Source organism: Bacillus nitratireducens (assembly GCF_001884135.1).
Taxonomy (GTDB): domain Bacteria; phylum Bacillota; class Bacilli; order Bacillales; family Bacillaceae_G; genus Bacillus_A; species Bacillus_A nitratireducens.
This window is the reverse complement of sequence record NZ_MAOC01000027.1, coordinates 86,790-113,013: the sequence shown is the minus strand read 5'-3', so window position 1 is coordinate 113,013 and position 26,224 is coordinate 86,790. Positions and strand designations below refer to the sequence as shown.

The window sequence follows — 26,224 nt, the reverse complement described above, 5'->3', positions numbered from 1 at the left end:
TTTTAAAGGGAAACAATTTAAAAAGAACATTAGAAGATTAATTAATACATTCTTGTAATGTTTTAGTGTTTCTCCTCCTTCTCTTGTTTTATAACTATCTCCAAAGATAAGGAGCATTTCTTCCCTATTAATTATTGCCCAACGGATAATCGGTTTAATTAATGGGCATTATCAAAAAGGGTACTATAAAACAGAACAAGCCCAAGAAATAGATAAGGAGTGAGCAAGCGATGGACAACATGATTAATACGGGCAACTTTGGTTTACAAAGGGGACCTGCTCAAAAAACGGTTGGCCAGTATTTGTTCGATTGCCTGAAACTCGAGGGCATTACCGAAATTTTTGGTGTCGCAGGGGACTATAATTTTACACTTCTTGATACTTTGGAGTGTTATAACGGCATCCGTTTTATAGAAGGACGAAACGAACTAAACTCGGGCTACGCTGCAGATGGCTATGCAAGAATTAAAGGAATATCGGCTCTTATTACGACATTTGGGGTCGGGGAGCTCAGCGCATGCAATGCGATAGCGGGAGCCAACAGCGAACATGTACCAATAATACACATTGTGGGTGCGCCTCCTGAGAAGGATCAAAAAGAGCATAAGCTGATGCATCACACCTTAATGGATGGAAATTTTGACGTTTTTCGCAAGGTGTATGAGCAGATTACGGCATATACCACGGTGCTTACGCCGGAAAATGCCAAGATTGAAATTCAGACTGCGATTCGCATTGCTAAGGAAAAGAAAAAGCCTGTATACCTGGTTGTGGCTAATGATTTAGTGACCAAGCCGATTAAAGTTTGGACAGAACCGGTACCACCACGTCCAACATCCAACCCTAATACCCTTCAGGCTGCAGTGAATCATGTCCGTCCGCTTTTGGAACGTGCCAACCGGCCAGTTATCTTGGTGGATGTGAAAACGATGCGTTTCGGCCTTCAGACAGCAACTCGGCAACTGGCCGATGCAATGAATGTGCCTGTTGTAACGATGATGTACGGGAAGGGAGGATTCGATGAGACCCATCCAAATTATATCGGAATGTATCTAGGCTCTTTCGGGAGGACTGAAGTCCAAAGTACGGTGGAGAATGCAGATTGTATCATTGCGATTGGCATGGTATGGGCGGACACAAACACCGCAAGTTTTACCGCAAAGCTGAACCCGCTGATAACTGTCAATATTCAACCAGATATAGTTAAAATCGCTGAGGCGGAATATCCGAATGTTCTTGCAGCCGACATGCTACTTGCCGTTCAGAAGGTGGGTTATACGGGCAAAGGTTTGACAAAAAAATTGTCATTCCCTTATGAGCAATTCACAACTATTGCCGACGGACCTCTAATGGCGGACGGCTATTATCCGCGTTTTCAGCGCATGCTGAAAGAGGGGGATATTGTAATCGCCGAGACCGGAACGTTTTATTATGGAATGGGAGAGATAAGACTGCCGGGTAATGTAACATATATTGGACAAGGTGGATGGCAGTCCATCGGTTACGCAATCCCTTCGGCGTTTGGTGCTATTATGGCCGCGCCGGAACGCCGGGTATTGGTGTTTACAGGTGACGGTGCCCTGCAGCTAACGGCACAGGAAATCAGTTCTATGCTCTATTACGGCTGCAAGCCCATAATCTTTGTTTTGAACAACGATGGTTATACAATCGAGAGATATTTAAATGTCAAAACAGAGAATCAAAAGTACAACCAAATCCCTCGATGGTCTTACACCAAGCTGGCAGAAGCTTTTGGAGGTAACGCGTTTACCGTTACGGTCCGGACCTATGGAGAGCTTGATCAGGCTATAATCCATGCTGAAAAGGAAAGCGCCAAAAGACTCTGTATAATTGAAATGATCGTAGGGAATCCAATGGACGCACCTGAATATATGCGACGGATGCGTAGTTATATGGAGAAGCAAGAAAAGCAGCGCAGTCAGAAATAGTATTCAATTCCCTAGTCCCTAATTGAATACTAATCGAACAGTTCTAATCATACTCTTTTAATAAAACGCAATTAAAGGGGTGTAAAGTAAGTTGACAAAAATTAAGGTTAGTTTACGGCCAATCGTTCATAACATAAATTTACCAACTGTAATAAAAACAGCCATACTTCCAGGTGAATCGGCTGAAAGACTATTTATTGCAACCCAATTAGGAGAGATTTTTTATATAGGAGACGGTGTAATAAAAACATTTTTAAATATTAGTCCGCGAATTATTAAATTAGGCACGTTTGAAGAAGGTGTTTCTAGTAGCGGTTATGATGAACGCGGATTGCTAGGACTAGCGTTTCATCCGCAATTTAATCATAATGGCTTATTTTATCTCCATTATTCAATGGTTGGGACTCAAGGACCAGGTGCACTTACAGAACAATTTAAACCGAATCCTTGTGACCCGAAAACTTTAAATTTAAAGTGGATAAATAGAGATACCCAATATGATCATATTGATACAATTGAAGAATGGATTTTACAATCAAACGGTCAACCTCAAAAACGAAGAACATTACTTAACATAAAACGGCCATTTTTTAATCATAACGGTGTTAATAGTTTAAACTTTTCACCCGAGACTGGAAAACTTGTTTTTACAAATGGAGATGGTGGATCGGGTTATGATCCATTTAATCTAAGCCAGAATGATTTAGAAATAGCTGGTAAAATAATTGAAATCGATGTAAGTAAAAATACATTTATAAATAACCCTCCAGTAGTTACGCGCTTTAATGAGTTTCCATTATCTATACAAGAAACGCTTACGGTAATTGCGAAAGGGGTTCGTAATATAACAGGTATTTCATTCCAAAGGTTTTATAATCAATATATCAAATATGCCGGAAATGTCGGACAAGATATAGTAGAGTCCATTTTTTCGTTTACTCATTATAAACCAATGCCGGTTACCGAACTTGTTCAAACGCATGTAATGAGATCCACTACCAATCAAGATGGATTTATTAATTTTGGTTGGCGAGGATGGGAAGGGGAATTCCCTACGTCTTTTATAAGGCACTGTTCTGAGAATCAGACATTGGATGAGAGAACAATGGCTTATTATAATGAAACAATTCAAACGTCAGTGAGGCGTATTCAGCCTCTAATTAGTTATTTTCATAAAGATTCCAGACTAGATAAATTTGGAGGAACTTCACTTACAGGAGTCCAGCCATATATGGGAACTGCAATTCAAAATTTAGCTGGTAGTGTCGTGTTTACAGATCTTGCTAAGAAAGAAGAATCTCAATCTCCAGTAAAGGGAATGTTAGCTTTTACTAGAGCAGCTATAGACGGGAAACGTAATGATTTTCATGTTATTGAAACCAATTATGATTTTGGTGCTCAAGCAGCTTATTATATGAGTTTGGGAACAAACTTAGATCAAACTAGATTATATTTAGGAGTTTATGGATCAATGAAAGTAACGGATTTTAACAAAGGTACTATTTTTGAAATTGTTCCTTAATACGGTATAAACTCTTAGTCTAAAAATATATGGAATTCATACTTTTTCAAACGCATGATTTAGCGCCTTTTAAAAACCTTCTATGGATAAACATCTATTGTATAGTGATTCCTAACAATCAGAAAGTAAAACATAATCAATACGTATATGAATAAAAATAGTAAGTGGTGAATTAGGTCTCTTTAGGGGGTAATTTGATGAATCGCTTTAGAAGCTATTGGTATCAATTGATGATATCACATGATGTGAACTTAGTTTATAAAAGAAGGATGACTCCTGCAAGTAGGTTAGTCATTACAGCATTACTCGGTTCACTTGCTGCTATTTTTCAATCTGCGGGGAACTTAATCCCTGGTATCGGGTTATTTATTAGTCCTTTTGCGACGCTGCCGATTTTTCTAGCTATTTGTTATTCTATTCGTGAGGGAATACTCTCTTATATTCTTACTATTTTCCTATTATTCATTATTGAGCCAAGTGAACTAATTGTTTTTCCCTTTACTACAGGCTTATTAGGTATAGTGTTAGGAGTATCTTTTATACAATTCAAGAGAAGGATTTGGGTTGTTTCCTTTTCGGCGATATGTCTACTTATAGGAATTATGATCGTTCTCGATATATTCCGCTTTCCAGTACTTGGTCCTACTGTTCATACAATTATGGATATAAAAGCTATTACATTAATATTTATACTGAGTTTTTTATACTGCTGGATCTATGCAGGCCTTTGTAGAATAATGTTGAATAGAGTATATAAAGTATGGTATTAACAATTTCTCATATATTTTTAAAGATTGGAGATTCAAGTCGTGTATAACGTTAACATTAGAAGGCCAAATTCGGATGATTTAGATGAACTACATTTGTTTTTTCGTCTTGTTATTACTGATACATTTAAAAATGAAGGGTTATCACAGTTATTAGATGACATAGAAAATGAAATTAAAACGAAAAAACAGTATTTGAAAAATGATTTGGAGAGTAACGGAGAAAGTCGTTACTTTTTATTAGCGATAGATACAAGTAACGATAAAATCATTGGAACAATTGAAATCGGTCCAGCAAGTACATTGATTAATAGTTGTACAGACAGTGTACTTAAGGATTTGTATGAAATAGGAACTGTATTTATACTTCCGGAGTATCAAAGAAAAGGTGTAGGGAGTTTACTACTAAATACAATGTATCTTACATTACTTAGCAGAGGAATAACTGAGTGCTGTTTAGATAGTGGATACAAAAAAGCACAAAGTATATGGACAAAAAAGTTTGGAAAACCTAGTTATGTGCTGAAGGATTATTGGGGCGAATCAAACGATCATATGATTTGGAAAAAAAGTTTACATGATATACCTATAATATTTGAATTATAAAATGAAATATCTCTCTTAACATAGCTTTTCTTACATACTTATGCTATTATTTATCTTTATAATAAAAGAGGACGTGAATGAACTTGATTAAAATTAATATTCCTGAAGCTGATGTTTCAATTACTGAACGTAAACAAGTTGTTAAAGGAGACGAGCCATTAATTACTCCAATTAACGGTTTTATCGATTTCCACTTGTTCCCTAGAGATAAAGGCGGCATTTTTATGTTTTTCAATATTAATGACGAACTTCTTTTCGTAGGTAAAGCTCGTAAAATTAGACAACGTATTAAAAAGCATTTTGAAGACAATGTTTCACCAATCAAAAATCATCGTGATGAAGTATACCGCATCGATGCATGTATCGTAGAAGATCCAACAGAAAGAGAAATTTACGAAACTTACATTATTAATGAATATAAAGCAAAATATAACGTTGATAAAGTGTTCTATAAATAAGTAACAAAAAACAATCCTAGCACATATACTGGGATTGTTTTTTTGTGTTTCATTCTTCATTTCTTTCTCCTTTTTTAAAATGATTAGCAGCAATTAAACAGAAAAGCCCTATAAATAAAATTATAATTCCAAGCGTTCTATGTTTTCCTTCAAAAAAAGGGATATCTGAAATAACATTTGTCATACATAACCCTATAAACACAAGGATAGGTCCTGCCCACAGTAATACATTGCCGAATTTCGTATGTTGCCACATAGTAACCCTCCTCACTCCTTTTTACATATATATCCATAAAATAAAAGTAAATTCATAGAGAAATATAGTTTTTTTCATATCGAAAATTGAACCTTCATATATTGGTACAAGCAAACGAGAAAGGGGACCATCATGAATTGGTTAGAAGCTTTTATATTAGGGATCATACAAGGTTTAACAGAATTTTTACCGATAAGTAGTACAGGGCATCTTTATTTAGGTAGGCATTTGTTTCAATTAGATGAAGCAGGATTGTTTTTAGATACGATGCTGCATATTGGGACTTTGCTTGCAGTGTTTATTTATTACAAAAAGGAATTTATATACTTAATTAAAAATCCATTTTCAAAACTCATGTTACTACTTATTGTTGGGACGATACCTGCAGTTGTAATCGGATTGTTATTTAAAGACTTCTTTGAAGATATTTCAAAAACAGGTATTACGATTGGATGGGAGTTTTTAGTGACAGGTTTCTTTCTCTACATGGCAGATAAACAAAAGAATGGTCGTAAAAAAATGGATGACATTACATATAAAGATGCATTTATCATCGGTTCATTTCAAGCGGCTGCAATTTTCCCTGCAATTTCCCGTTCTGGTATGACAATCGTCGCTGCATTATGGAGGAAGCTAGACCGTGAAACGGCTGCTTACTTTTCTTTTTTATTATCAACTCCAGCCATTGTTGGAGCTATCATTTTGCAATTAGCAGATGTTTATCAAGGGAAAGCAGAATCAATCTCTAGTACACCTTTAATTGTCGGAACGTTATCAGCAGCGTTCTTTGGTTACATAGCAGTTTCATGGATGATTCAATATTTAAAACGTCATTCCTTAAAAGTATTCGCGTATTACGTATGGGGATTAGGTATTTTAATTTTAACGTTGCAATTCACTCATGTATTTTAATTATAATGATAAAGAAGCAATGTAGTTAAGATCCTGTTTCATTCATAAAAGGCAGGGTCTTTTTTCATTAAGGGGGAAAATATGTTTAATAAGGCTATCGTTATTGGCGGAAGTATAGCAGGAAAACTTGCAGCAAAAGCATTATCAACTACTTTTGAAGAAGTAATCATTTTAGAGGCCGGAGAAAAATGGAACGGAATAGACACGCGTAAAAGAGTTCCACAAAGTAATCATCCTCATGTGTTATTAAAAGGTGGAGAAAAAGCAATTGAGGAATTGTTTCCTACTATCACTAATGAACTAATTGAAGCGGGTAGTATCGTAAATAACTTTACTCGTGATTTAAAATGGCATCAATTTGGCTTATGGAAACAACCGTTCATAGGGGAAGTACATATGATTCAACAAAGTAGGCTTTTGCTTGAATGGCATATTCAAAAACGAATACATCAAATTTCAAATATTAACACTAAATTTGGAACATTGGTTGAAGGATTATTAGTAGATGGAAAGCTTAACAAAGTATATGGAGTAAAAGCTAAATGTTTAGAGACTGGCACGCAAGAAGAAATTCAAGCGGATATTGTTGTTGATGCGAGTGGATTCGGTTCAAAAAGTATAGCGTGGTTACGTGAATACAATATCGAAGTGCAAGAAGAGAAAGTGCGTATCGATTTATTCTACGCAACTAAAATGTTTAAACTCAAAGAAAATGAGAAATTAGACTGCTGTAATATGCTAATGTCTCCAAGTTTCCCGGACAATCCGTATGGTGTACTTATTCAAACGATTGAGGATAATCGTTATTTTGTTACTTTCAGCGGATACGCAAATGAGAAAGCACCACAAACAGATGATGAGTTTTATGATTTCGCTGAAAATCTATCAATCCCAAATGTGACAGATTTTCTAAACAAAGCTGAGGGAATTACTGATATAAAGACATATAAAATTCCTTATCAAGTACGTCGGCGATTTGATTTAGTAAATAATCTACCCGAAAGATTGTTAGTAGTTGGGGATGCACATTGTCGTTTTGATCCTGTTTTCGGGCAAGGCGTTTCAGTTGCGGCTATGGAAGCTTACCAATTACAGTTACTTTTACAAAGGAGACGAAAGCTTGATAAAGCATTTACACAGCAGTTTTATAAAGAAACTGCTAATATCATACAAACTCCTTGGGAAATGACTACAACGGAAATATCACGTCATCCTCAGCTAAAAAGAAAATTAACGATAAAGCAAAAATTTCAGCTATGGTATACGAAACAAATATATCAACTATCTGCAAGTGACTCTGACGTTTATATTCGATTAGTAAGAGTGATGAATTTAATTCGTAGTCCATTTCACCTATTTCATCCGAAAGTGCTATTTGCTGTGTTACTGAAGCGAAAGAAATAGCAGGAAATTAATTGATAAAAAAGAATATATAACAGTTAGTAGATATAGAAGGAGTAATCGAGATGAAAGTATACATAGAACAATTAAAGAAACACGATGCTAAAGATTTATTTACGTTTGAACTTACGAATAAATCTTTTTTTGAAACAATGGTACCAAATCGCAGCTCGCAATATTTTGATTTTGAATATTTCCAAAAACTACTAGACGATTTATTAATAGAACAGGCGGATGGAGATTCTTATTTTTATTTAATTCGTAATGAAGAAAAAGAGATTGTAGGACGAATAAATTTAGTAGATATAGATACGGAAACTCGAAGCAGTTCGTTAGGTTATCGAGTCGGAGAAAAGTTTACAAAAAAAGGAGTTGCAAAAGCAGCTGTAAAACTAGTTTTAGACGTGGCGAAAAATAATGAAATTAATGAGGTTCACGCTAAAACAACTACAAATAATCTCGCATCACAAATTGTACTAGAAAAAAGCGGATTTTCTTCTTATCATAACGAAACAGATACAGCTTATGTAGAATTAAACGGAGAACATGTGAAGTTTGTACATTATATTTGGAGAAATACTTCGCGCTTATAATAAGGGGGACTTATACATGAATGATTTACGTTATCCAATTGGCCAATTTACATACAAACGTCCTATAACTGAAGAAATGATTGATACATGGATTCAAGAAATTGAAGATTTACCTAATGAACTAACAAAAGCAATCAAAGATTTAGATCAGAAGCAGTTAGACACACCGTATCGAGTTGGTGGATGGACGGTTCGTCAAGTAGTTCATCATGTTGTTGATAGCCATATGAATAGCTACATACGCTTTAAATTAGCACTAACAGAAAAGAATCCAACTATTAAACCATATAAAGAAGAAAAGTGGGCAGAACTACCCGATTCTAAATTACCAGTAGATGTTTCACTAGTAATGCTAGATTCATTACATAAAAGATGGGTGAACCTTTTATATTCTCTAGAAGTTGAAGATTTAGAAAAGACATTTAACCATCCAGATACTGGCGAAACAAAACTTGCTGCTGCAATTGGACTATATGCATGGCACGGACGTCATCATACAGCTCATATCACTTCATTAAGAAATCGACTAAATTGGTAACATGGAGATTACTTTAGAGAAGGCGACAGAAAATGATGCAGAAGTTTTATTTCAAATGCAAATAGACTCATTTAGCCCTTTATTAAATAAATATAATGACTATGAAACAAATCCAGCAAATGAATCTATAGAAAAAACTATTTTAAGGATAAATAATCCCGGCAGTAACTTTTATAAGATGATAATAGATTCAAACCTTGTGGGGGCGATAGGTATATCCCAAAAGGAAATACCTTATAAATTTTGGATCAGTCCAATGTTTATTCATCCAAACTATCAAGGGAAAGGACTCGCTCAGAAGGTACTTATTTTAATTGAAGAGATGTTTCCAGAAGCACGGAGTTTTGAACTTGCTACGATTTTAGAGGAAGAACGAAATTGTTTTCTATACGAAAAGATGGGTTATAAAAGAACAAAAGTAATAAAGAAATTAAATGATAAAACTACACTTATTTATTACAAAAAAGAAAGGTAAAGCATTTAAAAAATGCTTTACCTTTTTATGTTATTTGAGATTAAATATACAAAAATAATGTATATTCTTCCAAAATGTTCGGGTTAGTAATTTTGAAAGTGAATAAAAATACAAAAGTGCGTTATTTTGTCGTATATGTTACTAACGCTTTTTGAATGCTTAAAACACTATCGTCACCTTTAAATTCTTTTGTAATCGGCGTACTCAAACTAGATATCCAAATTTTAAGCTCAGCGTCTAAATCAAAATGCCCGGCTGTTTCAATGCTGAATTGTGTAATGCTTTTATAAGGAATAGAATGATACTCTGTTTTTTTACCTGATATCCCCTGTTTATCTACTAAAATAAGACGGCGATTTGTAAATACAATTAAATCACGAATTAATTTATAAGCATGCTCAACTTTCTCATCGTCTAGCATAATCTTCTCTAAATCACGTTCTACACTTTCTGTACTCGCATTTGATGCGTTTCCTAAAATACCACTAAATAAACCCATAAGAAATTCCTCCTTTATAATATGTGGAATGAGTTTCTTATATTGTACCACGCGAATGACTAAGAGTTTATGACATTGCTTTAATAGTTTTTTGTTATTATTGCAACTATTTTATATAACCTCATCCTAAAATCTTGTGCTAACATGTAAGTAAGAAAACAGAAGTAGAGGGATTAAGCATGAAGAATATCGGTTTAGTATTAGAAGGCGGCGGGATGAAAGGATTATATACTGCAGGAGTACTCGAGTATTTTATGGAAAGGGACTTATTCTTTCCGTATGTAGTCGGTGTATCCGCTGGAGCGTGTATGGGCGCAACCTATTTATCACGTCAAAAAGGAAGAAATAAGAAAGTAAATACAGAGCTAGTAGCAGATCACAGGTATATATCTTATCGAAACTTAATTAGAAAACGTGAATTATTTGGAATGGATTTTTTATTTGATGAAGTACCAAACAAAATTGTCCCATTTGATTTTCAAACTTTCTTAAACTCAAATGAACAGTTTGTAATAGGAACGACTGATTGCGATTCAGGAAAAGCAGTTTATTACAATAAAATAGAACACGGAAATGATATTTTAAAAATCATTCGTGCATCAAGCTCTGTCCCATTTATAGCGCCTGCTGTAGATTATGATAATCGAAAATTGTTAGATGGAGGGATTATAGATCCTATACCAGTTTTAAAAGCTCAAACTGATGGTTATCAAAAGAACGTCGTTATTATGACAAAGCCAGGAGGGTATGAGAAGCAGCGAAACAAATTTTCAGGCCTGGCTAAAATTTTATATAGAAAATATCCGAATATCGCAGAATCTTTAGTAGAACATTATCGTTTTTATAATGAGACGATATCGTATATGAATCAAATAGAACAAAAAGACAACTTTTATGTCATTCAACCTAGCGTACAACTTCCTATAAGCGGAATAGAAAGAAATAAAGAAAAACTAGTTAATCTATATAACCTTGGCTATACAGATGCTCAATATCATTATGAAAAATTATTAAGTTGGATAGAGAAATAAAGGGGGAGAAGTTGATATTAGGAAAAAAGATTATTTTTAATGAATTGCAGAAAATGCATAGCTCGCTGCATAAACCGTTTCCGTATCGTGCTACAGGAAAATTGCAACGAGACTTAAAAAGTAAATTTACAGATGAGGACTGTATAAACGCTGATTTAAATTATTATTGGATGCATACAACAGGTACTTTAAGTTACGTACTTAATAACAACGAAAAGGAGATTGTGTTTGATCAAATAAAGTGGCTAAGGAAATCATTTTATGAATGGTTTCCGCAATATCGTTTTATAGAAACAGAAATTGTGAAGTATCCCATTTTATATAGAGATTTCATGAATTATGAGAAGGTCCGGAAACTATTACTGTATTATCTTACTGAATAAAAATAAAAACGTACAAGTTACATTGCTTGTGCGTTTTTATGTTCATAAAAAATACAATTTTAATACCTTGTTTATATAGGGATTCTAATACGAAGAAAGAAGTACATATAGAATGATGCAAGGGAGGGAGAGATGTTTAGTGAGCGTTTTCCTTTAATTTATTGTCCAACTCGAATATATTTAGTTAATTATGTTAAAATATTTCGAGTGAAATCAAGTACTTATTTTATCAAACATTAAACAAAATAATTGCGAAGGGACAACATTAACATGGAAAACGTATCAAATATAGATAAATTGGAATCAATAAAATCTTTACAGTCAACAATCCGTAAACTTGAAAATGCACTATCACAAATGACTCAAAAAGGTGCAAATACTACATTAGTGAAAAAAAGACTTAATGCTGTTTGCGTAGGGTTAGCAGTGCTAGAAAACATTTGGAATCAAGAAAGTCATCAATATAGTCAAGAAGAGTTAGCAGAAGCTCGTAATGTCCTTGCTGGTTTGCTTCCATCAATCGAGAGGGCCTATGATAAGTCTAAAGCTGGTAGTCCTCAAAAAACACTTTTAACAAGACGGATAAAAGCGTTGGAACTTTCTATTCAGGCAATTGATAAACTTTCTAATAAATAGCTCATAAATAACTCATCTAAATACAAAACATCCTAATCCTAATTTTATAAAAGCAATTTAGTGAAAAGAAAGAAATACAAAGGAGGAAGATGGGTGACTTCAATAATTAGTCCTAAGTTAGAGGAGCTTAATAATCAATTAAAGAATGGAAGCGAGAAAGCTTTTTATACTTTTTTGCATGAAATAAAGTCGAATAATACGCCACTAATAGAACAGTGTCCTGTAGATAGTCAGTATAAGCTTATAACGTATATTTGGTTAGGGGACCTAAACACTGAAAACGTTTATGTATTCGGAAGTTTTCCTGGTTGAGATCTGTCTGTAAATCAATTAAAACGATTGTTACAGACAGATATTTGGTATGCAACGTTTAGGACGGATAAGAGTTTTATTTCAACGTACTATTTTTCAGTAAACGATGTTTTCGAAAATGATTGGATAAAGCGTAGTGAACAGTACCAACTAGACCAATTTAATGAAAATACATTTGGAGAAGGTGCCAATAAAGCGTCTGTGTTAAACATAGGAATGGAAGTGCAGTATAGCAGTCGTTTTCATTCAAACCATTATCCATCCGGAAAAATTGAAACATATTCTTTTCATAGTACGATTTTAAATAACACACGTAAAATTCATATTTATACGCCTCATGATTATTCTCACTCTTCACATCTTCAAGAACTTCTCATTGTATTTGATGGGAATTCATTCATTAATAACCTTTCAATCGAAAGAACACTCAATTATTTAATTCACGCAAAAGAAATCCCAACTTGTATTGCTGTTGCTATAGAACCAGTTAATCGGCTAGAAGAGCTAACTTATAACGATAAAATGAATGCATTTTTAACGGAGGAATTACTTCCATGGATTCAGTCGAAGTATCGTGTGCATCAAGAAGCGAAACATACAACAATTGCCGGTTTCAGTCTTGGTGGCTTAGCAGCTTGTTATGTAGCAGTTCAAAATCCACACATTTTCGGGAACGTGTTGTCAATGTCTGGATCCGTTCATTGGAAAAAAGATGGTTATGAAAATAAAATTCCTTGGATTGAAAATCAAATTTCAACTATAGATTCCAATACGAGTCAACCTCATTTTTACATAGCAAAAGGAGAACTCGAAAACAAACCTCTTTTAACGGCTAATAGGCACCTGTACAAAGCTTTAAAAGGAAAAGGGTACAAATCTACTTACGAAGAGTTTCGAGGTGGACATGACAGCGTGTGGTGGCGAGAAAAGTTATTTGATGGATTGATAACATTGAAACATACAAAAACAACGCTAAAAAATGAAAAGGGGAATGAATCTATGAATCAAGATGAACTAGATAAAAACCTTAAAAAACAAGAAATTTTAGTTAAAGATGAAAAGGTTTGGTCATTTACTTATGAAGACCATATTAGCTCAATCATAAAGCAAGCAGAAAAGAAAGGGGTTTTTAATGATTTACCTGGTAAAGGGAAACCTCTAAACCTAGATAAAGAACTTTCGTACAATCCAGAAAAACAACTTTATAGAACTTTGAAAAATAATCATGTTTTGCCTAAATGGATTGAACTTTCAAAGGAAATCGATGTTCTAAAAGAAACTCTAAAAGAAACAACAAATAGCGCAGAAGCAGCGAATTTAATTCGAATTATTAATAAAAAGGTTTCAGAACATAATTTAATTTGTCCACCAAGTGCGCAAAAAACAAGGGTGAAAACGGATTTTTAACGATTTTCAATAAATCTATCTCTTGCTATATAATTAAGTAAGGCATTTTTAATTCACTTTTAAAGGGAGGAAAATGTGATGAAGAATACGTATCAACTTCAAATTCCGAAAGAACTAGAGCAGTATCGTAGTATTTTAGAAGAAAGTGTGAAACCGTATATTGAAGTGTCTGGAACGAAAGCAGAGACAACTCTTTTTGAGAGCAAATTTGGTGGTTATCCGTATTTACCTATAAACCAAGAGCATCCTAAAGACTCAAATGGAAAACCTATGATGTTACTTGCGCAGTTAAACTTTGAAGAAATGCCGCATGTTGAATATATGCCTCAAAAGGGAATGTTACAATTTTTCGTAAGTGCTGATGATGAGCTTTTCGGAGCAGATTTTGATCATCTAACAAGACAAAATGACTTTCGACTTATTTATCATTCTACAATTATAGAAGATTTAAATAAGGTTATTACTGATTTTAGTTATTTAAACACTTTAGAATTAGATGACTTTATCATACCTGAAGCAGCGAAACTAAAGTTTGAAGTGGGTTATCAACCAGTAACATTAAGAGATTATCGATTTGAAAAGATTATAAGCGATGACATTGATTGGGAAGAAATCGTTGATGAAGAAAACAACATAGAATTAGGCGAACTGTATGATGATTTATGTAAAGATCAAGGACATAAAATTGGTGGTTATCCATTTTTCACACAGACAGATCCAAGGGAATGGGAAGAAAAGTACCAGCAACATAATATATTATTGCTGCAAATCGATACAAAGGTGAGGGAGATTTTTTTATGTTAAAAAATAAACGTTATGTTAACTAAGAGTTGAAACGATAAGTGCAATAAAAGTCAAGCGTAAATAACAGAAATAACAACAAATAATGTAAAGTTGTAAACATGTGTAAATAGCAATAATTTTATAAAGTAACATATAAAATAAAATTATTAATTTGTATTTTATATAGCAAAAAATATTTCGCATAAAAAATTCTTGCCAATCAAAAATGATTTCAATTCGTTAAATCTTAAACAATAATCAATTAAGATTTGCTGAGATGGATTTATTGCGAAATAAATGATAAAAACTGTAGAAATCCGTTTAGATAAGATTTTGTGTGAATCTCACTAAAAATCTCTGTTTCGTCTCATTAAGTATAGTTTACTTGGTTTTTGATACCTGAGATTACTTTGTCTCTATAACTGCCTATAATATATATTATGTTAACTAGAAAAAGTAATAAACTTATTATATGTTAATTGAAGTTGTTAGACTCCCCTTTTCTTTGGATTCATTCTGTGTGATGGATTTGTGTGGTTATTTGTTTTGTTGTTGTTTTATAAGTTGTTGATGATAATGTCTCCAGATATAAATGATATTTAAGACAATAAAAAATACAATTCGTTTAAAATGAATGCATTAAACGAATTGTATTGATATGATTACGAATAAGTTTTTAAAATTAGTTTGCTACAGCAATTGCTTCGATTTCAATTAATAAGTTATCGTTAATTAATTTTCTAACTTCTACAGCTGAACTTGCTGGTGGATTTTTAGTATCAATGTATTGATCTCGAACATCTCTAACAATGGCCATTTGAGAAATATCTGTTAAGAAAAATGTTAATTTTACTACATCATTAAAATTTAATTCCGAAGTTTCTAATGCGCTTTTAATATTTTCGAATACTTGTCGCGTTTGTGTAGCTAAATCATCAATGCCAACTATTTGACCATCGGTATTGATCGCTACTTGTCCAGATATGTAAATTGTTCGTTTAGCGTCACTAACTTCAACTACATGTGAGTATCCAAAAGTTGCTGGCATTGTTTCTGGATTGATAAATTTCTTTTGCATGGCTCTTCTCTCCTTCAATATCGTATTTTCTGTATATTTATTTTTATTATTTGTTTATAAATGGTCAATTTTGTTATACTCACGTATTTTCCATTGTTCTTGATGATAATAAATGCTACTTATACAGGCCGTAAAAAGTTTTGTTTTTCCTGATCCAATTTCATTATTTGATATAAGAGCAAGAATTGTGTTTATAACGGCACTATGAGTAACTAAAATAACATTACTATCTGGGTATTTTTTCAGGATTATATTTAAACCGGTTATAATTCTTGCTTTTAGTAGTTCTCTTGGTTCTTGATTTTTATAATTACGTTTTGGAAACATTTTCGTCCGCTCTTCTGTCGTTAATCCTGAAGCCATGCCATAATCACGTTCTATAAAATTCTCCATTTCAATTATGTTTACTGATGTTAACATGTACGTATTTATGATTTCAGCTGTTTGCTTAGCTCTTGATAAAGGGCTAGAAATAATTATATCCCATTGTTTTTCACGCAAATACAAACCGCATCTTTCGGCTTGTTGTTTACCGTTTTTATTTAGCTCAATATTCTCGTGGCCTTGGAGCTTTCCAATAGCATTCCATTCAGTTTCCCCGTGTCTAACTAAGCATAAAACAGTCATACATATATCCTCCTGCTACATATGTGAAGTTTAAATTCTATACGTATAGTTTAATACATTAATACATTATATATGACTGATCCTTTTGGGAACTGATTTTAATTACGCCGTGTTTAATTAATTCTTCAGTTACTTTTGTATAGAAAAAGTGATACCACCAAATAAAAAATTCTTCGTAAGTTATTTCTTTTGAGTATCTGCTGCTTGCAAAGTATTCTTTTAAAGGCTTCTCATTTTCTTTACATAATAAAATCAAATCTTCACTGACCGTGTTCGCGATTTCGTTAAGTATAGATAAGTCTGCGGCTGTAAACACTGGGATAACAGGTTGTGAATTTTTATATAAGCCTAATTCTTCGTATAATACATTTAAATTTAAGTCTACTTGTCTATCTACTGCTACAAAATTTTCAACTAATTGCTTTTTCGTATAATTAATATCGATAATAGCATCGTGAAAATATTCTTCAAACGTTTCTTTATTCGCAGTTATTAAATTCAAAGTTGTATATCGAGTGTTTCCATAAAGACCAATTTGATATTCCCCTAAATCCAAATACGTATTACCATACATTCCAAAGGCCTCTTTGTCTGTTTGTTCTTGTTCTAGAATCGCATAATAATATCTTTTATTGTTTCTCAAAGGCCGTTCTGTTTCTAAATAGTTTTCTTCAATGTTAATTATTTGTCCAGAATCTAATAACACACCGCTATAAAGTAAAAGACTATACGATTCTTTAGATAAATGATTAAATGTCTCGATTCTTTTAGTCATAGCATCAATTTGATTAGAATACTTTTCAATTATGTTAAGTGTAGGTTTAATTAGAGGCTCACATAGGTTATAAAGTTTTTCTCCTTCAGTAGCTGTTATAACCATACACGTTGGATAGTAACTCTCTCCTATCTTTTTCAATAAACCTTCTAGTTCTAATGCATGTATTTGTTTTTCGAATTCTTCGTTCGTCCAATTTAGCTTCGTTTTTATAGTATTTGACTCAATTCCATGATGGAGCATTACAAGTAAATATTGAAGGTTTGTTCCGCTTATTTTTAAAGTTGGATAATTGTCACCTGATGAAATCATTTTTGTCTCATAAGTTGTTTTAAGTATTTTCTCCGGAATATAATTAGCAAGCATTTTAAAATCCCTCCTTTTTTAGTAATTTAATTGTAAAATCTATGTATTTACTATGTTCTATAAATAAAAATAAGAATCCTTTAATGATTTCAAATTAAAAACCTTAGTATGGCTATGTTAATACCTATACTAAGGTTTTCTAGAGTGTTATATTTAGTTATCGCTAGTTGGATTTATCAAATTACTCTTTTCAAACTCTCTGTTAAATTGATTATCATTTTTTAACCAACGTTTAAAAGTTGATTCACTTATTTCTAAATTAGAACAAGCTGTAGCATTACATTTAGTTTTCATATATTCTTTAAGGAAATTTCGTTTTCTTTGTTTAACGGCAGTTTGTTTTAGTTTTCGATCTTGTAATTGGTCTAAACTTAGACTTTCTTTCTAAAATACTTCATATTTTCTATGCAAATAAATATCTTTGTCTTTATAAATCCAATTTGAAAATAGTTGTATTGATTTTCTTCCGGATAAAGCTGGTAAATTGTGATTTTGTAGTATTTGATTTAAAGAATTCATAAAATTATATGATCCACCTACAAAACTGACTGTATAAGTTTCATAATTGACGTAACCATCCCCATCAAAATACCCACGAATAAAATGATGTAAATATTCTTCTGGTACAAAAGGAAATTCAATGTTAAATGATTTACATGGCATGATTCCGTGTATGTTCATAAGGTCATCTTTTATTGTTTTGCTATTAATGTTTAGCATATATACGCCTGTTTTTTTATTTTGATAAAGTGGCTGGTTGGTGTTTAATTCTATTTTTATATCTTCTAGAATGTAACTTTCTTTTTGTGATATACTGACACATTGATTTTCTTTTTGTATGACACCATCTGCTGCTATAAACCCTAATATATAAGCCATGTTATTTGACCATGTTTTAAAATAATCTTCTATTATGCCATACTTTCTCTTCCAGCTCCCTATAGCTCGCCTTGGAACGTTGTTGTCTGTTAGAACCATACGAATATACCTTGCAGACACATTAGCAAGCATCGCGATTTCTGAGGTACTCTCCCCTTCTGCATAAAGCTGCATTATTTCAGATTTTGATAGTTTACATTTTGACTTCTTATTTCTTTCTGCTTGCATTTACAAATTCTCCTTCCTTTTATTATTTAGAGACATATTTGCTTCTATAACATATAACGAAACATATGTTCTTTGTTGCGTATAAGAAGGGATTTACTAAATTAAAACAATTTACATTTACTTCATATTAGTTTTAGCTGCTGCTAAATGAAATTCATTTTATAAATACAAATAATAAATATGTCAAATTAATGAAATGTACTGCATTTAAGATGAAAGGTAAAATGATATAGTTTAAACTACAATTAGCAACAATAACAACATACGTATATTGTTAAACGTAAAAAGGAGAACGAATGAAAAAGAAATATATAAATCAAATTCATACTGATGTAAGTTTTAAACCAAAAGATATTATAGGTTTAATGTCTGATTACTTTAAAATAAAAACAAAGCTGCGTCCTATAAAGAATTTACCTATTGTATTATCGAATAAAGATAATGAGTCTTTAGAGAGTGTTACATGGTTTGGTCACTCTGCTTCTCTTTTAAAAATAGAAGGTAAAAAACTGTTGTTAGATCCTATGTTTGGCGATGCCTCTTCCCCATTCCCTGTTTTTAATAGTAAACGTTATAGTGGTGCTTTTTCTTTAGAACGTGAAGATCTTCAGGAAATTGATGCGATTATCATTTCGCATAATCACTATGATCATTTGAATTACAAAAGTATTATGCAGTTAAAAGATCGTGCAAAGCACTTTTATGTTCCGACTGGAGTTGCGCGTTATCTTATTAAATGGGGTGTTTCACCTAGTAAAATTAGTGAGCATAATTGGTGGGACGAAATTATGCTTGATAATATTAAGTTAGTTTGTGCGCCTGCAAGGCATTTCTCTGGACGTGGTATGACAGATAGAGATTGTTCATTATGGTGTTCATGGCTTATTCTTGGTCAAGGGACTAAAATTTTCTTTAGTGGTGATAGTGGTTATGCTTCGCACTTTAAGGAGATTGGTAATAAATACGGTCCGTTTGATCTTACTTTAATGGAATGTGGACAATATGATGCGAGATGGTCTGCTATTCATATGTTGCCTGAAGAAACGGTACAAGCTCATATTGATGTTAAAGGAGAATTACTTCTTCCGATTCATTGGGGTGCTTTTACGTTAGCTTTACACGAATGGAGTGACCCAGTAGAACGTGTTACGAAAGAAGCCGAACGTTTAGGAGTTAAAATTACAACGCCACAAATTGGTGAATCTATTACGTTAAAATCTGAAGATTATCCTAGGTATGCTTGGTGGCGAAAAGTCTAATTATAGTAAAAAGCGAATCTCCCTTGTATAGAAGAAAGATTCGCTTTTATTTATTATAAAGTATTGTTTACAAACTGATTAAACTTGTCTATTTCTTCAACAAATGGATTATGATTACTTTCTTCAAATTTAGTTAATACTGCGTTCGGGATTAAATTTGCTATTTCACGAGAAAATATGTAGGGGCATTGTGCATCATGCTTACCACAGTATATAAAGCTTGGGATTTTTACGTATTCAAGTTTCTGACGAACATCATAGTTTTTATATTCAACTTGTCTAAAATAATTTAACCGATTGCCAACTGTCTTTCCGCTATTCGGAAATTTTAATGCCTCTTCAAGCTTCTCTCCAGAATAAAAAGACATAAGTGCCCACTCTCTACTTAATGCTTTTCTTTCTTCTTGTAATGTACTATCATCATTTAATGCATTCATAATTGATACGATTCTATTAAAATTTTCATTTTCACTACAGTATATACTATCTTTATGAGATGCATATTCCATACTCGCTGCCGCGCCACCAACAATTATTTTCGTTAAACTTTCTTGTGCTTCAGTCGCATATACAAGAGCTAACATCCCTCCTGTCGAATGACCAGCAACCCCCCATTTATTAATATATAAAGCTTCCCGAATCGCTTCTAAATCTTTAACAGTTTCCGTCATACTATATTCGGAATCGTTATTTGCTAAATCTGAATTGCCACAACCCTTTAAATTAACTAAATATACACTATAAAAATCAGTGAACGGGTTTGCAAAAGTATTTCCATTATCGTTATACTCGCTATACATATGTGTAACGCATAAAGGCGGACCTTCTCCCTTCACAAAATACTCGAACTTGCCTCTAGTAGTTTTGATAATATTTGTTTTCCACATATTGAATCTCCTGTCTAGAATTTTTATTTCTAACTGCTTCTTAGAAGTGAATTCATAAATAAAAATATTACTTTACTATATTAGCTTTTCCGCTATCTAAAAATCTATTTGTTGGTACACTGGACATTTCAATTACTGTGTTCATGCTCTTATCAGTTAGTTCAATGAGTTCGTTTTCGTGATTAATTTTCTGTAAATCCCACACCATTCCATTGAATTCGTTATGCTGTCCACTTACCCTTAAAATGTTTTTTGTTTTACTTGACGGTTGTATTTGTAGATTTGTAAATTGATTCCCGCTAATCTCATTTGGCGTAGTTAAATTACTATCCATATAAATCATATTCACACAATCCTCTAGAGAGAAGTTCATAAAACGGTTGGCATTTATCCAAGCATGTCCAGATTTCGGTTTTTTCGCTACTAATTTTAACCCTGTTTCCATTCCTGCTACTTTAATGTTTTCGAAGTTAATAAATGAGATTTCATTTTCTTTTTCACCAGTGAATAAAGAAATTCCTGTTCCTTTATTTGTTTCGGCCCAATTTATAATATTTATATCTTTTATTTGTGTTTTGTTCCAAGTGTTATAATACTTATTTTTACCATCTAAATATATAACTTCAGAATTAAATTTAGGATCATCAATAGCTATGTACGCTCCTTCAATCGAAGCATTTTTTTCTAGTTCCAATACCCTAAAGTTTCCCTCAACAACAAACTGTGTACCATAACCGAATAATAATTTAACACCTTGCTTAACGATGATTGGTGAAGTAATTTTATATTTTTTATCATCGAGCAAAACCGTTTTAATTTTACTTGATTCTGCTTTATTAATGGCTGCTTGAATTTTATATGAATCATTTTTACCTTTAAAGTCCTCAACAAACAATTTATCATTTTGAACTAAACTTTCTTTATTGTAATGAAAAAAAGCAAAAATAATTAGAACGATACCTAAGAGTAAAGCGATTATTTTCTTCATAATACTCACCCTCACGTTAAATTTTATCTTTAGTTTCACTTCGATTACATTAGCTGTTTTCTGTTACTGCGTACACTAATTTATGTATTGAATCTATTGGGCTGCTCTGCTTAGCTAATTCTTTATTCTTATACTCTACTAATTTATGATTTGATAAAACGAAAGAGTGCTCTAATATTAATTCATTATAAAGTACTTCAGTTAAAAATTTAGGTATCATCTCTCCTACGCCGTAATTATAGTCACTTAGAATCCAAGATACCTCTTTCCAATCTAGAATTCCTTCTGAGACTTTTTTTGGAGTGTGATATGTAAATTCATTAAGTAGCTCAACTAGATAGACATATATGCCACCAGAATATGAGGAATCCTCCCATTTAATAATGCCTTTAAATTGAATTTGATTTTGTTCCACATCTATATTTGTTTCTTCTTTTATTTCACGAATTGCATTTTCTAACGGTGTTTCTCCTTTTTCTATCTTCCCTCCTACACCGTTCCATAATCCTTTTACAGGATCATATTCTCTATTTAGCATAAGTATTTCTTCATTTCTTTTTATAAAACATAAAGTATGCTTGTACATTTTTTAATTCATTCCTTTCTTCTTAATAAGTTCTAACAGGTGATATTAAATATACTGCTGCAGATTGTTCACCTGCTTCAATTACTATCGGCCTCATGGAACCACCAAAACTTAAAGTAACTCTATCTTCTTTTATTGCTTTTAAAGTATCGACCATATATCGTCCATCAAAAGATATATTTAATTGCTTTTCACCGAGAATAGTATCTATTTGTTGTGTCTCGGATATTTTACCAATCTGAGAAGCATTAGAAGAGATTTGTATTGTGGATTCGTCGATGATTTCTAAGTTAACGTTGTTGTTTGCCCATTCACTAGCTAATAAACTTGACCGATCTACACCTTGTAAAATCTGTTTTCTATCTATATTAATAACCGTTTGGGATTCATTTGGAATTAGGCCGGATATATTAGGATATTTACCTTCAATAAGCCTTGAATACAACGTAATTGTACCAAATTTAAAAATAATGTGACTCTCTGAAAGATATATGTATACTACATTTGAATTACTGTTCATTAATTTTAGTAGTTCACTAATAGTGGAACTTGGTACAATACAATTTAATTTCGCATGTGAAGAAATGGGTATTTCACGTAAAGCCAGTCTATGCGAATCAGTAGCAGCACAAATTAATTTGTTATGATCAATAACAAAATGTACGCCAGTAAGAACGGGTCTAGATTCATTTTTAGCAGCTGCAAAGACAGTTTGTTTGAATACTTCAATCAACTGTTCCGTTTCTACTTGTATTTCTGCATGTTCGTCTATAAATGGTACATTTGGAAATTCGTTCGCCGAGAATCCATTTAAGTTTAAAGTAATTTCATCTGATTGAATTGTAATCAATTGCTCATTCATGCTTTTTATTAAAATATCACTTGGCATTTTCTTAATAATTTCAATGAAATATTTCGCTGGTACGACAATACTTCCTGCTTTTACAATAGTTGTAATTTGTACACCTTCAATTGAACTAGGTATAAATTTTTCAATGAAAATATTCGAATTACTTGCGATTAAAGTAATTCCGGATGGATTTGCTGTTATTTTTATTCCAGATAATATAGGAATTAAATTTTTTGTTGAGATAGCTTTACTTACTTCTGAAAGAGCTTGTGTAAATTGTTTATGATTAACGATAAACTCCATTTTTCCCCCGCCTTAAATGTAATAATATATTTATGAAGATTGATGAATAATAGTTCCATTAAAAATATAAGGTATTGTTTCTTTCTTTTGTAAAAGGCCTTTTAAGTGTTCTGGTATACGTAAATAAGGTTCTGCTTTATGTAATTCCATCCAGATAATTTCTTCAATTTCTTTTGGTCGTGATATACAGATTTCCCCTCCGATTATTTCTCCTAAAAAATTAAAGAAGATTGCATGATGTCCCCTTTCCTCAAACAACGCTTCACTAATGGAACAAACCCCATTTACATATATATCTAGTCCGGTTTCTTCTTTCACTTCACGAATTGCTGCCTCTTCTAACGTTTCACCTAATTTTACTGCTCCACCTGGTAAAGTGTAATAAGAGCCATTTTTCCCTTTGTTTTTAACCATTAAGAGCTTTTCGTGAGTTTCATCGTATAAAAGCGCGTATGTAACATTCACCTTTTTCATGTTTAATCCCCTTTAATGATACGAATTTTCTGTCTTTATTTCATTCTACCATTAAATTATTTTTATTCACAAAAAAGAAAAAGAACGTGCTTTGAAAAAGAATAATCAAAACATGCCCTCTAAATGTTAAAAATCGATTCGGTTAAAAGATACTAAGCGATAGCAACTATAAATTTAATATGTTTTTTACAACCTTTTTTCTAAATAGTAGTGATGATGTCCTTTAGGATGATCTTTACTGACTCCGATCACTTTATATCCATGTTTTTTATAAAAGTTTGGAGCCTGAAAACTAAAAGTGTCTAATTTTATCAGTCGACATTCTTTTTCGATTGCAAATTCTTCAATAAGTTTCATTAATTTGCTACCATAGCCTTCGTGTCTATATTCTTCAGACACCCACAGAAAGTCAATATGCAACTGATGCCAAAATGTTATAGCTGTTACCCCTCCGATTATTTCTTCTTTTTCATTCCTTACTATAAAACTTACCTTTTCTGAAGGTGTTTTTTCCTCATTTGAAAGATGTTTTTGGTTATATTCAATTACTTTCTCTCTTATGTAATCACTATCTTCTTGTACCCACTGCTGCGCTATTTTCATTTTAAGTATCACGCTCCTTTTTACTTATCTATTCAATTTTATAATGATATTGTCCTGTCTTTAATGAGTTAGTAAAGAAGCAAAGTTAGCGTAATAAAAAAGAGCCCTGACATTAGGACCCTTTTTTGAATTAAGCTATTTTTCGATGTAAATGTTTTATTTCCTTTTTCTTCTCTGCATTCGGTGGACGAATTAATATAGAAATAATGAAGGAGATAATACTTAAAACACCGATTGTAATGAAGGTTGGTTGAAATCCGCCAAGTAGTGCTCCAATGAATGATCCTGCAAGCGCACCAAATCCGAAACCTTGGTAAACAATCCCGTAGTTTGTACTATGGTTTTTTAATCCGAAGAAATCCCCGACAATGGCTGGGAATATAGTGATATTACCACCAAAGCAAAAGGCAACACTTGCTACACAAGCAAAATAAATCCCATAATTTAGTGGAATAAAACTTAAAGTGAAGACGGATAATCCAATAATAATAAATGTAGCAGAGACAATTTTTAATCGGCCTATTTTATCTGATAACGTTCCAAGAATAATTCTACCTATTGTATTAAAGATTGCGATCATTGCGACGGCATTTGCGGCAGTCGCTGCACTAAGACCAACGAGCTGCACACCGATGTCTTTTACCATACCGATTAAATACAGTCCGCCCATACATGATGTGAATAACATGAAAAATAAGAGATATACTTGTTTCGTTTTCATCATTTCACGCGGCGTATAATCATTGTGTAATGTTTCAGCCGTAGTGTTACTTACAATTGCTTCACGTAAGAAGAATGATCCTATCAATACTAATAGTAAGACGATAATACCCCAATATAAAAATGCTTGTGATACCCCAAGACTGTTGATAAGATTTCCGTTTATATATCTAAAGATTAAGCTTCCCATTCCATATGCCGAAACAGATATACCAGAAATAAGTCCTTTACGGTTTGGAAACCATTTAATTAAATTAGATAGTGAGGTAATATATGCTGTTCCATCAGCATATCCGACGACAACACCAGCTAATAAATAAAGTAATGGTAATGAGGAAACTTGTGAACTAAGTATTAAACCGAGTCCTAAAACAATTCCTGCAGTAGCGATAAGTTTACGGAGTCCAAATTTTTGTTGTAGCTTTCCTGCAAATAGAGTTGAGAATGATAAAGAAAAACTCGTAATTGCGAAAGTAATCGCGACTGAATTGAGGTTCCATCCAAACTTACTTACAAGGGGTTGGTTAAATAAACTCCATGTGTAAATTGTACCTAGGCCAATTTGAACAATGATTGTACCTAGAACAATTAGCAACGGATTTATAGATGATTGTTTCATACTAACTGTCCCCTTCTTTTATCATGACATGAATTTTCACAATTAGTATATCCATGATAAATTGCACGATACCGTACGGAAAATGGAAATTAAGTTAGTTTACACAAAAAGACACTTCATCAAGAAGTGCCTTTTTGTAGGTTATATACGGATGTATTTAAAGAAAGCTTTGTTAAGATAAGACATTTTCAAATGCTTATGTATATATGTTATCAAATAATTTGCTGAAAGTGATGAGACTTAAGACGTATTTTTCTTTCATAAATAAGTCGGAGAGAAAATTAATATTCAACTTCCTCGAAGTCTTTCGGTTGCGGTACAGTTTGCATATTTGCTGCATCTTTCGGATCGCTATAAATCGCATTTTGTTCTGTGTTTACATCCTTTATGTTTTGTTTTTTATTTTTATTCACTTCATTTTTCATTATTGTTCACTCCTTTTTATTATAGGAGT

27 protein-coding genes and 3 pseudogenes are annotated in these 26,224 nt (G+C 32.7%); 16 read left to right on the top strand and 14 right to left on the bottom strand.

All coding sequences use genetic code 11. The features are described 5' to 3' along the window. Window positions 1-230: 230 nt before the first annotated feature. The 5 genes from BAU23_RS11780 to BAU23_RS11760 all read left to right on the top strand — a co-directional run bounded on the left by BAU23_RS11780 (window position 231) and on the right by BAU23_RS11760 (window position 5,302). Window positions 231-1,949 (top strand): alpha-keto acid decarboxylase family protein, encoded by a 1,719-nt coding sequence (locus BAU23_RS11780; protein ID WP_071734495.1) that lies wholly within the window; start codon window positions 231-233, stop codon window positions 1,947-1,949. 91 nt (window positions 1,950-2,040) lie between these two features. Continuing rightward, window positions 2,041-3,471 carry a PQQ-dependent sugar dehydrogenase gene (locus BAU23_RS11775; RefSeq protein WP_071734494.1) on the top strand — a complete coding sequence of 477 codons (1,431 nt, stop codon included), beginning with the start codon at window positions 2,041-2,043 and terminating at the stop codon, window positions 3,469-3,471. 197 nt (window positions 3,472-3,668) lie between these two features. Continuing rightward, entirely contained in the window at window positions 3,669-4,241 is a 573-nt protein-coding gene (locus tag BAU23_RS11770) for a YybS family protein (RefSeq protein WP_001079054.1), read from the top strand. 39 nt (window positions 4,242-4,280) lie between these two features. Then, the gene (locus tag BAU23_RS11765; RefSeq protein ID WP_000282959.1) at window positions 4,281-4,844 is read left to right on the top strand and encodes a GNAT family N-acetyltransferase; all 564 of its coding nucleotides are present in this window, start codon (window positions 4,281-4,283) and stop codon (window positions 4,842-4,844) included. A gap of 77 nt (window positions 4,845-4,921) precedes the next feature. Further along, entirely contained in the window at window positions 4,922-5,302 is a 381-nt protein-coding gene (locus BAU23_RS11760; protein ID WP_071734493.1) for a nucleotide excision repair endonuclease, read from the top strand. A gap of 49 nt (window positions 5,303-5,351) precedes the next feature. Here the strand turns inward: BAU23_RS11760 and BAU23_RS11755 are convergent, their stop codons facing one another. Next, window positions 5,352-5,558, bottom strand: coding sequence for a hypothetical protein (locus tag BAU23_RS11755; protein WP_000267716.1), 207 nt, complete (start codon window positions 5,556-5,558; stop codon window positions 5,352-5,354). Window positions 5,559-5,690: 132 nt separating this feature from the next. Here BAU23_RS11755 and BAU23_RS11750 point away from each other — a divergent pair, with 132 nt between their 5' ends. The 5 genes from BAU23_RS11750 to BAU23_RS11730 all read left to right on the top strand — a co-directional run bounded on the left by BAU23_RS11750 (window position 5,691) and on the right by BAU23_RS11730 (window position 9,477). Beyond that, a complete protein-coding gene (locus BAU23_RS11750; protein ID WP_001104270.1) occupies window positions 5,691-6,470 on the top strand; it encodes an undecaprenyl-diphosphate phosphatase in 780 nt (259 codons plus the stop codon). Window positions 6,471-6,551: 81 nt separating this feature from the next. Beyond that, on the top strand, window positions 6,552-7,874 hold the full coding sequence (locus BAU23_RS11745; protein WP_071734492.1) for an FAD-dependent monooxygenase: 1,323 nt from the start codon (window positions 6,552-6,554) through the stop codon (window positions 7,872-7,874). 62 nt (window positions 7,875-7,936) lie between these two features. After that, window positions 7,937-8,464: a GNAT family N-acetyltransferase gene (locus BAU23_RS11740; protein ID WP_071734491.1), complete on the top strand. Its 528-nt coding sequence runs from the start codon at window positions 7,937-7,939 to the stop codon at window positions 8,462-8,464. Window positions 8,465-8,480: 16 nt separating this feature from the next. Beyond that, a complete protein-coding gene (locus BAU23_RS11735) occupies window positions 8,481-9,002 on the top strand; it encodes a YfiT family bacillithiol transferase (RefSeq protein WP_000999074.1) in 522 nt (173 codons plus the stop codon). Window position 9,003: 1 nt separating this feature from the next. Further along, entirely contained in the window at window positions 9,004-9,477 is a 474-nt protein-coding gene (locus BAU23_RS11730) for a GNAT family N-acetyltransferase (protein ID WP_071734490.1), read from the top strand. A gap of 121 nt (window positions 9,478-9,598) precedes the next feature. Here the strand turns inward: BAU23_RS11730 and BAU23_RS11725 are convergent, their stop codons facing one another. Next, window positions 9,599-9,976, bottom strand: a complete 378-nt coding sequence (locus BAU23_RS11725; RefSeq protein ID WP_000522461.1) for a PH domain-containing protein — start codon at window positions 9,974-9,976, stop codon at window positions 9,599-9,601. A gap of 179 nt (window positions 9,977-10,155) precedes the next feature. On the opposite strand from BAU23_RS11725, the gene BAU23_RS11720 reads away from it, so the two are divergent. The 5 genes and pseudogenes from BAU23_RS11720 to BAU23_RS11695 all read left to right on the top strand — a co-directional run. Then, window positions 10,156-11,007 (top strand): patatin-like phospholipase family protein, encoded by an 852-nt coding sequence (locus BAU23_RS11720; protein ID WP_000789305.1) that lies wholly within the window; start codon window positions 10,156-10,158, stop codon window positions 11,005-11,007. An 11-nt stretch (window positions 11,008-11,018) separates the two neighbouring features. Next, window positions 11,019-11,390, top strand: a complete 372-nt coding sequence (locus BAU23_RS11715) for a YxiJ-like family protein (RefSeq protein WP_016129542.1) — start codon at window positions 11,019-11,021, stop codon at window positions 11,388-11,390. Window positions 11,391-11,660: 270 nt separating this feature from the next. After that, entirely contained in the window at window positions 11,661-12,026 is a 366-nt protein-coding gene (locus BAU23_RS11710) for a hypothetical protein (RefSeq protein ID WP_016129543.1), read from the top strand. A gap of 93 nt (window positions 12,027-12,119) precedes the next feature. Continuing rightward, window positions 12,120-13,745 (top strand): annotated as a pseudogene (locus BAU23_RS29040) (DnaJ family domain-containing protein). A 78-nt stretch (window positions 13,746-13,823) separates the two neighbouring features. Further along, window positions 13,824-14,522: pseudogene (locus tag BAU23_RS11695) on the top strand (YwqG family protein); the annotation flags it as partial. A gap of 688 nt (window positions 14,523-15,210) precedes the next feature. On the opposite strand, the gene BAU23_RS11690 reads toward BAU23_RS11695, so the two are convergent. The 4 genes and pseudogenes from BAU23_RS11690 to BAU23_RS11675 form a co-directional block, all read right to left on the bottom strand. After that, window positions 15,211-15,606 (bottom strand): RidA family protein, encoded by a 396-nt coding sequence (locus BAU23_RS11690; protein WP_016129547.1) that lies wholly within the window; start codon window positions 15,604-15,606, stop codon window positions 15,211-15,213. A 54-nt stretch (window positions 15,607-15,660) separates the two neighbouring features. Then, window positions 15,661-16,233, bottom strand: a complete 573-nt coding sequence (locus BAU23_RS11685; RefSeq protein WP_016129548.1) for a histidine phosphatase family protein — start codon at window positions 16,231-16,233, stop codon at window positions 15,661-15,663. Between the two features lie 58 nt (window positions 16,234-16,291). After that, window positions 16,292-17,374, bottom strand: coding sequence for a hypothetical protein (locus tag BAU23_RS11680; RefSeq protein ID WP_071734488.1), 1,083 nt, complete (start codon window positions 17,372-17,374; stop codon window positions 16,292-16,294). A gap of 153 nt (window positions 17,375-17,527) precedes the next feature. After that, window positions 17,528-18,481: pseudogene (locus BAU23_RS11675) on the bottom strand (LAGLIDADG family homing endonuclease). Window positions 18,482-18,777: 296 nt separating this feature from the next. Here BAU23_RS11675 and BAU23_RS11670 point away from each other — a divergent pair. Next, complete coding sequence (locus BAU23_RS11670) at window positions 18,778-19,740, top strand: MBL fold metallo-hydrolase (RefSeq protein WP_000731434.1); 963 nt, start codon at window positions 18,778-18,780, stop codon at window positions 19,738-19,740. Window positions 19,741-19,793: 53 nt separating this feature from the next. On the opposite strand, the gene BAU23_RS11665 is transcribed toward BAU23_RS11670, so the two are convergent. The 8 genes from BAU23_RS11665 to BAU23_RS30180 all read right to left on the bottom strand — a co-directional run bounded on the left by BAU23_RS11665 (window position 19,794) and on the right by BAU23_RS30180 (window position 26,195). Next, window positions 19,794-20,627: an alpha/beta fold hydrolase gene (locus BAU23_RS11665; RefSeq protein ID WP_016129552.1), complete on the bottom strand. Its 834-nt coding sequence runs from the start codon at window positions 20,625-20,627 to the stop codon at window positions 19,794-19,796. A 67-nt stretch (window positions 20,628-20,694) separates the two neighbouring features. Then, on the bottom strand, window positions 20,695-21,615 hold the full coding sequence (locus BAU23_RS11660; protein ID WP_071734486.1) for a hypothetical protein: 921 nt from the start codon (window positions 21,613-21,615) through the stop codon (window positions 20,695-20,697). Between the two features lie 49 nt (window positions 21,616-21,664). After that, window positions 21,665-22,201: an NUDIX hydrolase gene (locus BAU23_RS11655; protein WP_071734485.1), complete on the bottom strand. Its 537-nt coding sequence runs from the start codon at window positions 22,199-22,201 to the stop codon at window positions 21,665-21,667. Window positions 22,202-22,223: 22 nt separating this feature from the next. Continuing rightward, window positions 22,224-23,354: a DNA polymerase III subunit beta gene (gene dnaN, locus BAU23_RS11650; RefSeq protein ID WP_016129553.1), complete on the bottom strand. Its 1,131-nt coding sequence runs from the start codon at window positions 23,352-23,354 to the stop codon at window positions 22,224-22,226. Window positions 23,355-23,384: 30 nt separating this feature from the next. After that, complete coding sequence (locus tag BAU23_RS11645) at window positions 23,385-23,828, bottom strand: NUDIX hydrolase (RefSeq protein WP_000757617.1); 444 nt, start codon at window positions 23,826-23,828, stop codon at window positions 23,385-23,387. A 186-nt stretch (window positions 23,829-24,014) separates the two neighbouring features. Then, complete coding sequence (locus BAU23_RS11640; RefSeq protein WP_016129555.1) at window positions 24,015-24,431, bottom strand: GNAT family N-acetyltransferase; 417 nt, start codon at window positions 24,429-24,431, stop codon at window positions 24,015-24,017. Between the two features lie 130 nt (window positions 24,432-24,561). Then, on the bottom strand, window positions 24,562-25,770 hold the full coding sequence (locus BAU23_RS11635; RefSeq protein WP_000814376.1) for an L-lactate MFS transporter: 1,209 nt from the start codon (window positions 25,768-25,770) through the stop codon (window positions 24,562-24,564). Window positions 25,771-26,051: 281 nt separating this feature from the next. Then, window positions 26,052-26,195 carry a hypothetical protein gene (locus BAU23_RS30180; RefSeq protein ID WP_000787556.1) on the bottom strand — a complete coding sequence of 48 codons (144 nt, stop codon included), beginning with the start codon at window positions 26,193-26,195 and terminating at the stop codon, window positions 26,052-26,054. Window positions 26,196-26,224 lie beyond the last annotated feature (29 nt).

Excerpts from the sequence above, each read along its gene's own strand:
- BAU23_RS11635 (WP_000814376.1), bottom strand. The coding sequence starts at position 25,770 with ATGAAACAATCATCTATAAATCCGTTGCTAATTGTTCTAGGTACAATC.
- BAU23_RS11730 (WP_071734490.1), top strand. The coding sequence starts at position 9,004 with ATGGAGATTACTTTAGAGAAGGCGACAGAAAATGATGCAGAAGTTTTA.
- BAU23_RS11780 (WP_071734495.1), top strand. The coding sequence starts at position 231 with ATGGACAACATGATTAATACGGGCAACTTTGGTTTACAAAGGGGACCT.
- BAU23_RS11735 (WP_000999074.1), top strand. The coding sequence starts at position 8,481 with ATGAATGATTTACGTTATCCAATTGGCCAATTTACATACAAACGTCCT.
- BAU23_RS11745 (WP_071734492.1), top strand. The coding sequence starts at position 6,552 with ATGTTTAATAAGGCTATCGTTATTGGCGGAAGTATAGCAGGAAAACTT.
- BAU23_RS11690 (WP_016129547.1), bottom strand. The coding sequence starts at position 15,606 with ATGCAAAAGAAATTTATCAATCCAGAAACAATGCCAGCAACTTTTGGA.
- BAU23_RS11655 (WP_071734485.1), bottom strand. The coding sequence starts at position 22,201 with ATGTACAAGCATACTTTATGTTTTATAAAAAGAAATGAAGAAATACTT.
- dnaN (WP_016129553.1), bottom strand. The coding sequence starts at position 23,354 with ATGGAGTTTATCGTTAATCATAAACAATTTACACAAGCTCTTTCAGAA.
- BAU23_RS11760 (WP_071734493.1), top strand. The coding sequence starts at position 4,922 with ATGAACTTGATTAAAATTAATATTCCTGAAGCTGATGTTTCAATTACT.
- BAU23_RS11680 (WP_071734488.1), bottom strand. The coding sequence starts at position 17,374 with ATGCTTGCTAATTATATTCCGGAGAAAATACTTAAAACAACTTATGAG.
- BAU23_RS11725 (WP_000522461.1), bottom strand. The coding sequence starts at position 9,976 with ATGGGTTTATTTAGTGGTATTTTAGGAAACGCATCAAATGCGAGTACA.
- BAU23_RS11750 (WP_001104270.1), top strand. The coding sequence starts at position 5,691 with ATGAATTGGTTAGAAGCTTTTATATTAGGGATCATACAAGGTTTAACA.
- BAU23_RS11740 (WP_071734491.1), top strand. The coding sequence starts at position 7,937 with ATGAAAGTATACATAGAACAATTAAAGAAACACGATGCTAAAGATTTA.
- BAU23_RS11665 (WP_016129552.1), bottom strand. The coding sequence starts at position 20,627 with ATGTGGAAAACAAATATTATCAAAACTACTAGAGGCAAGTTCGAGTAT.
- BAU23_RS30180 (WP_000787556.1), bottom strand. The coding sequence starts at position 26,195 with ATGAAAAATGAAGTGAATAAAAATAAAAAACAAAACATAAAGGATGTA.
- BAU23_RS11685 (WP_016129548.1), bottom strand. The coding sequence starts at position 16,233 with ATGACTGTTTTATGCTTAGTTAGACACGGGGAAACTGAATGGAATGCT.
- BAU23_RS11770 (WP_001079054.1), top strand. The coding sequence starts at position 3,669 with ATGAATCGCTTTAGAAGCTATTGGTATCAATTGATGATATCACATGAT.
- BAU23_RS11660 (WP_071734486.1), bottom strand. The coding sequence starts at position 21,615 with ATGAAGAAAATAATCGCTTTACTCTTAGGTATCGTTCTAATTATTTTT.
- BAU23_RS11755 (WP_000267716.1), bottom strand. The coding sequence starts at position 5,558 with ATGTGGCAACATACGAAATTCGGCAATGTATTACTGTGGGCAGGACCT.
- BAU23_RS11645 (WP_000757617.1), bottom strand. The coding sequence starts at position 23,828 with ATGAAAAAGGTGAATGTTACATACGCGCTTTTATACGATGAAACTCAC.
- BAU23_RS11720 (WP_000789305.1), top strand. The coding sequence starts at position 10,156 with ATGAAGAATATCGGTTTAGTATTAGAAGGCGGCGGGATGAAAGGATTA.
- BAU23_RS11640 (WP_016129555.1), bottom strand. The coding sequence starts at position 24,431 with ATGAAAATAGCGCAGCAGTGGGTACAAGAAGATAGTGATTACATAAGA.
- BAU23_RS11670 (WP_000731434.1), top strand. The coding sequence starts at position 18,778 with ATGAAAAAGAAATATATAAATCAAATTCATACTGATGTAAGTTTTAAA.
- BAU23_RS11710 (WP_016129543.1), top strand. The coding sequence starts at position 11,661 with ATGGAAAACGTATCAAATATAGATAAATTGGAATCAATAAAATCTTTA.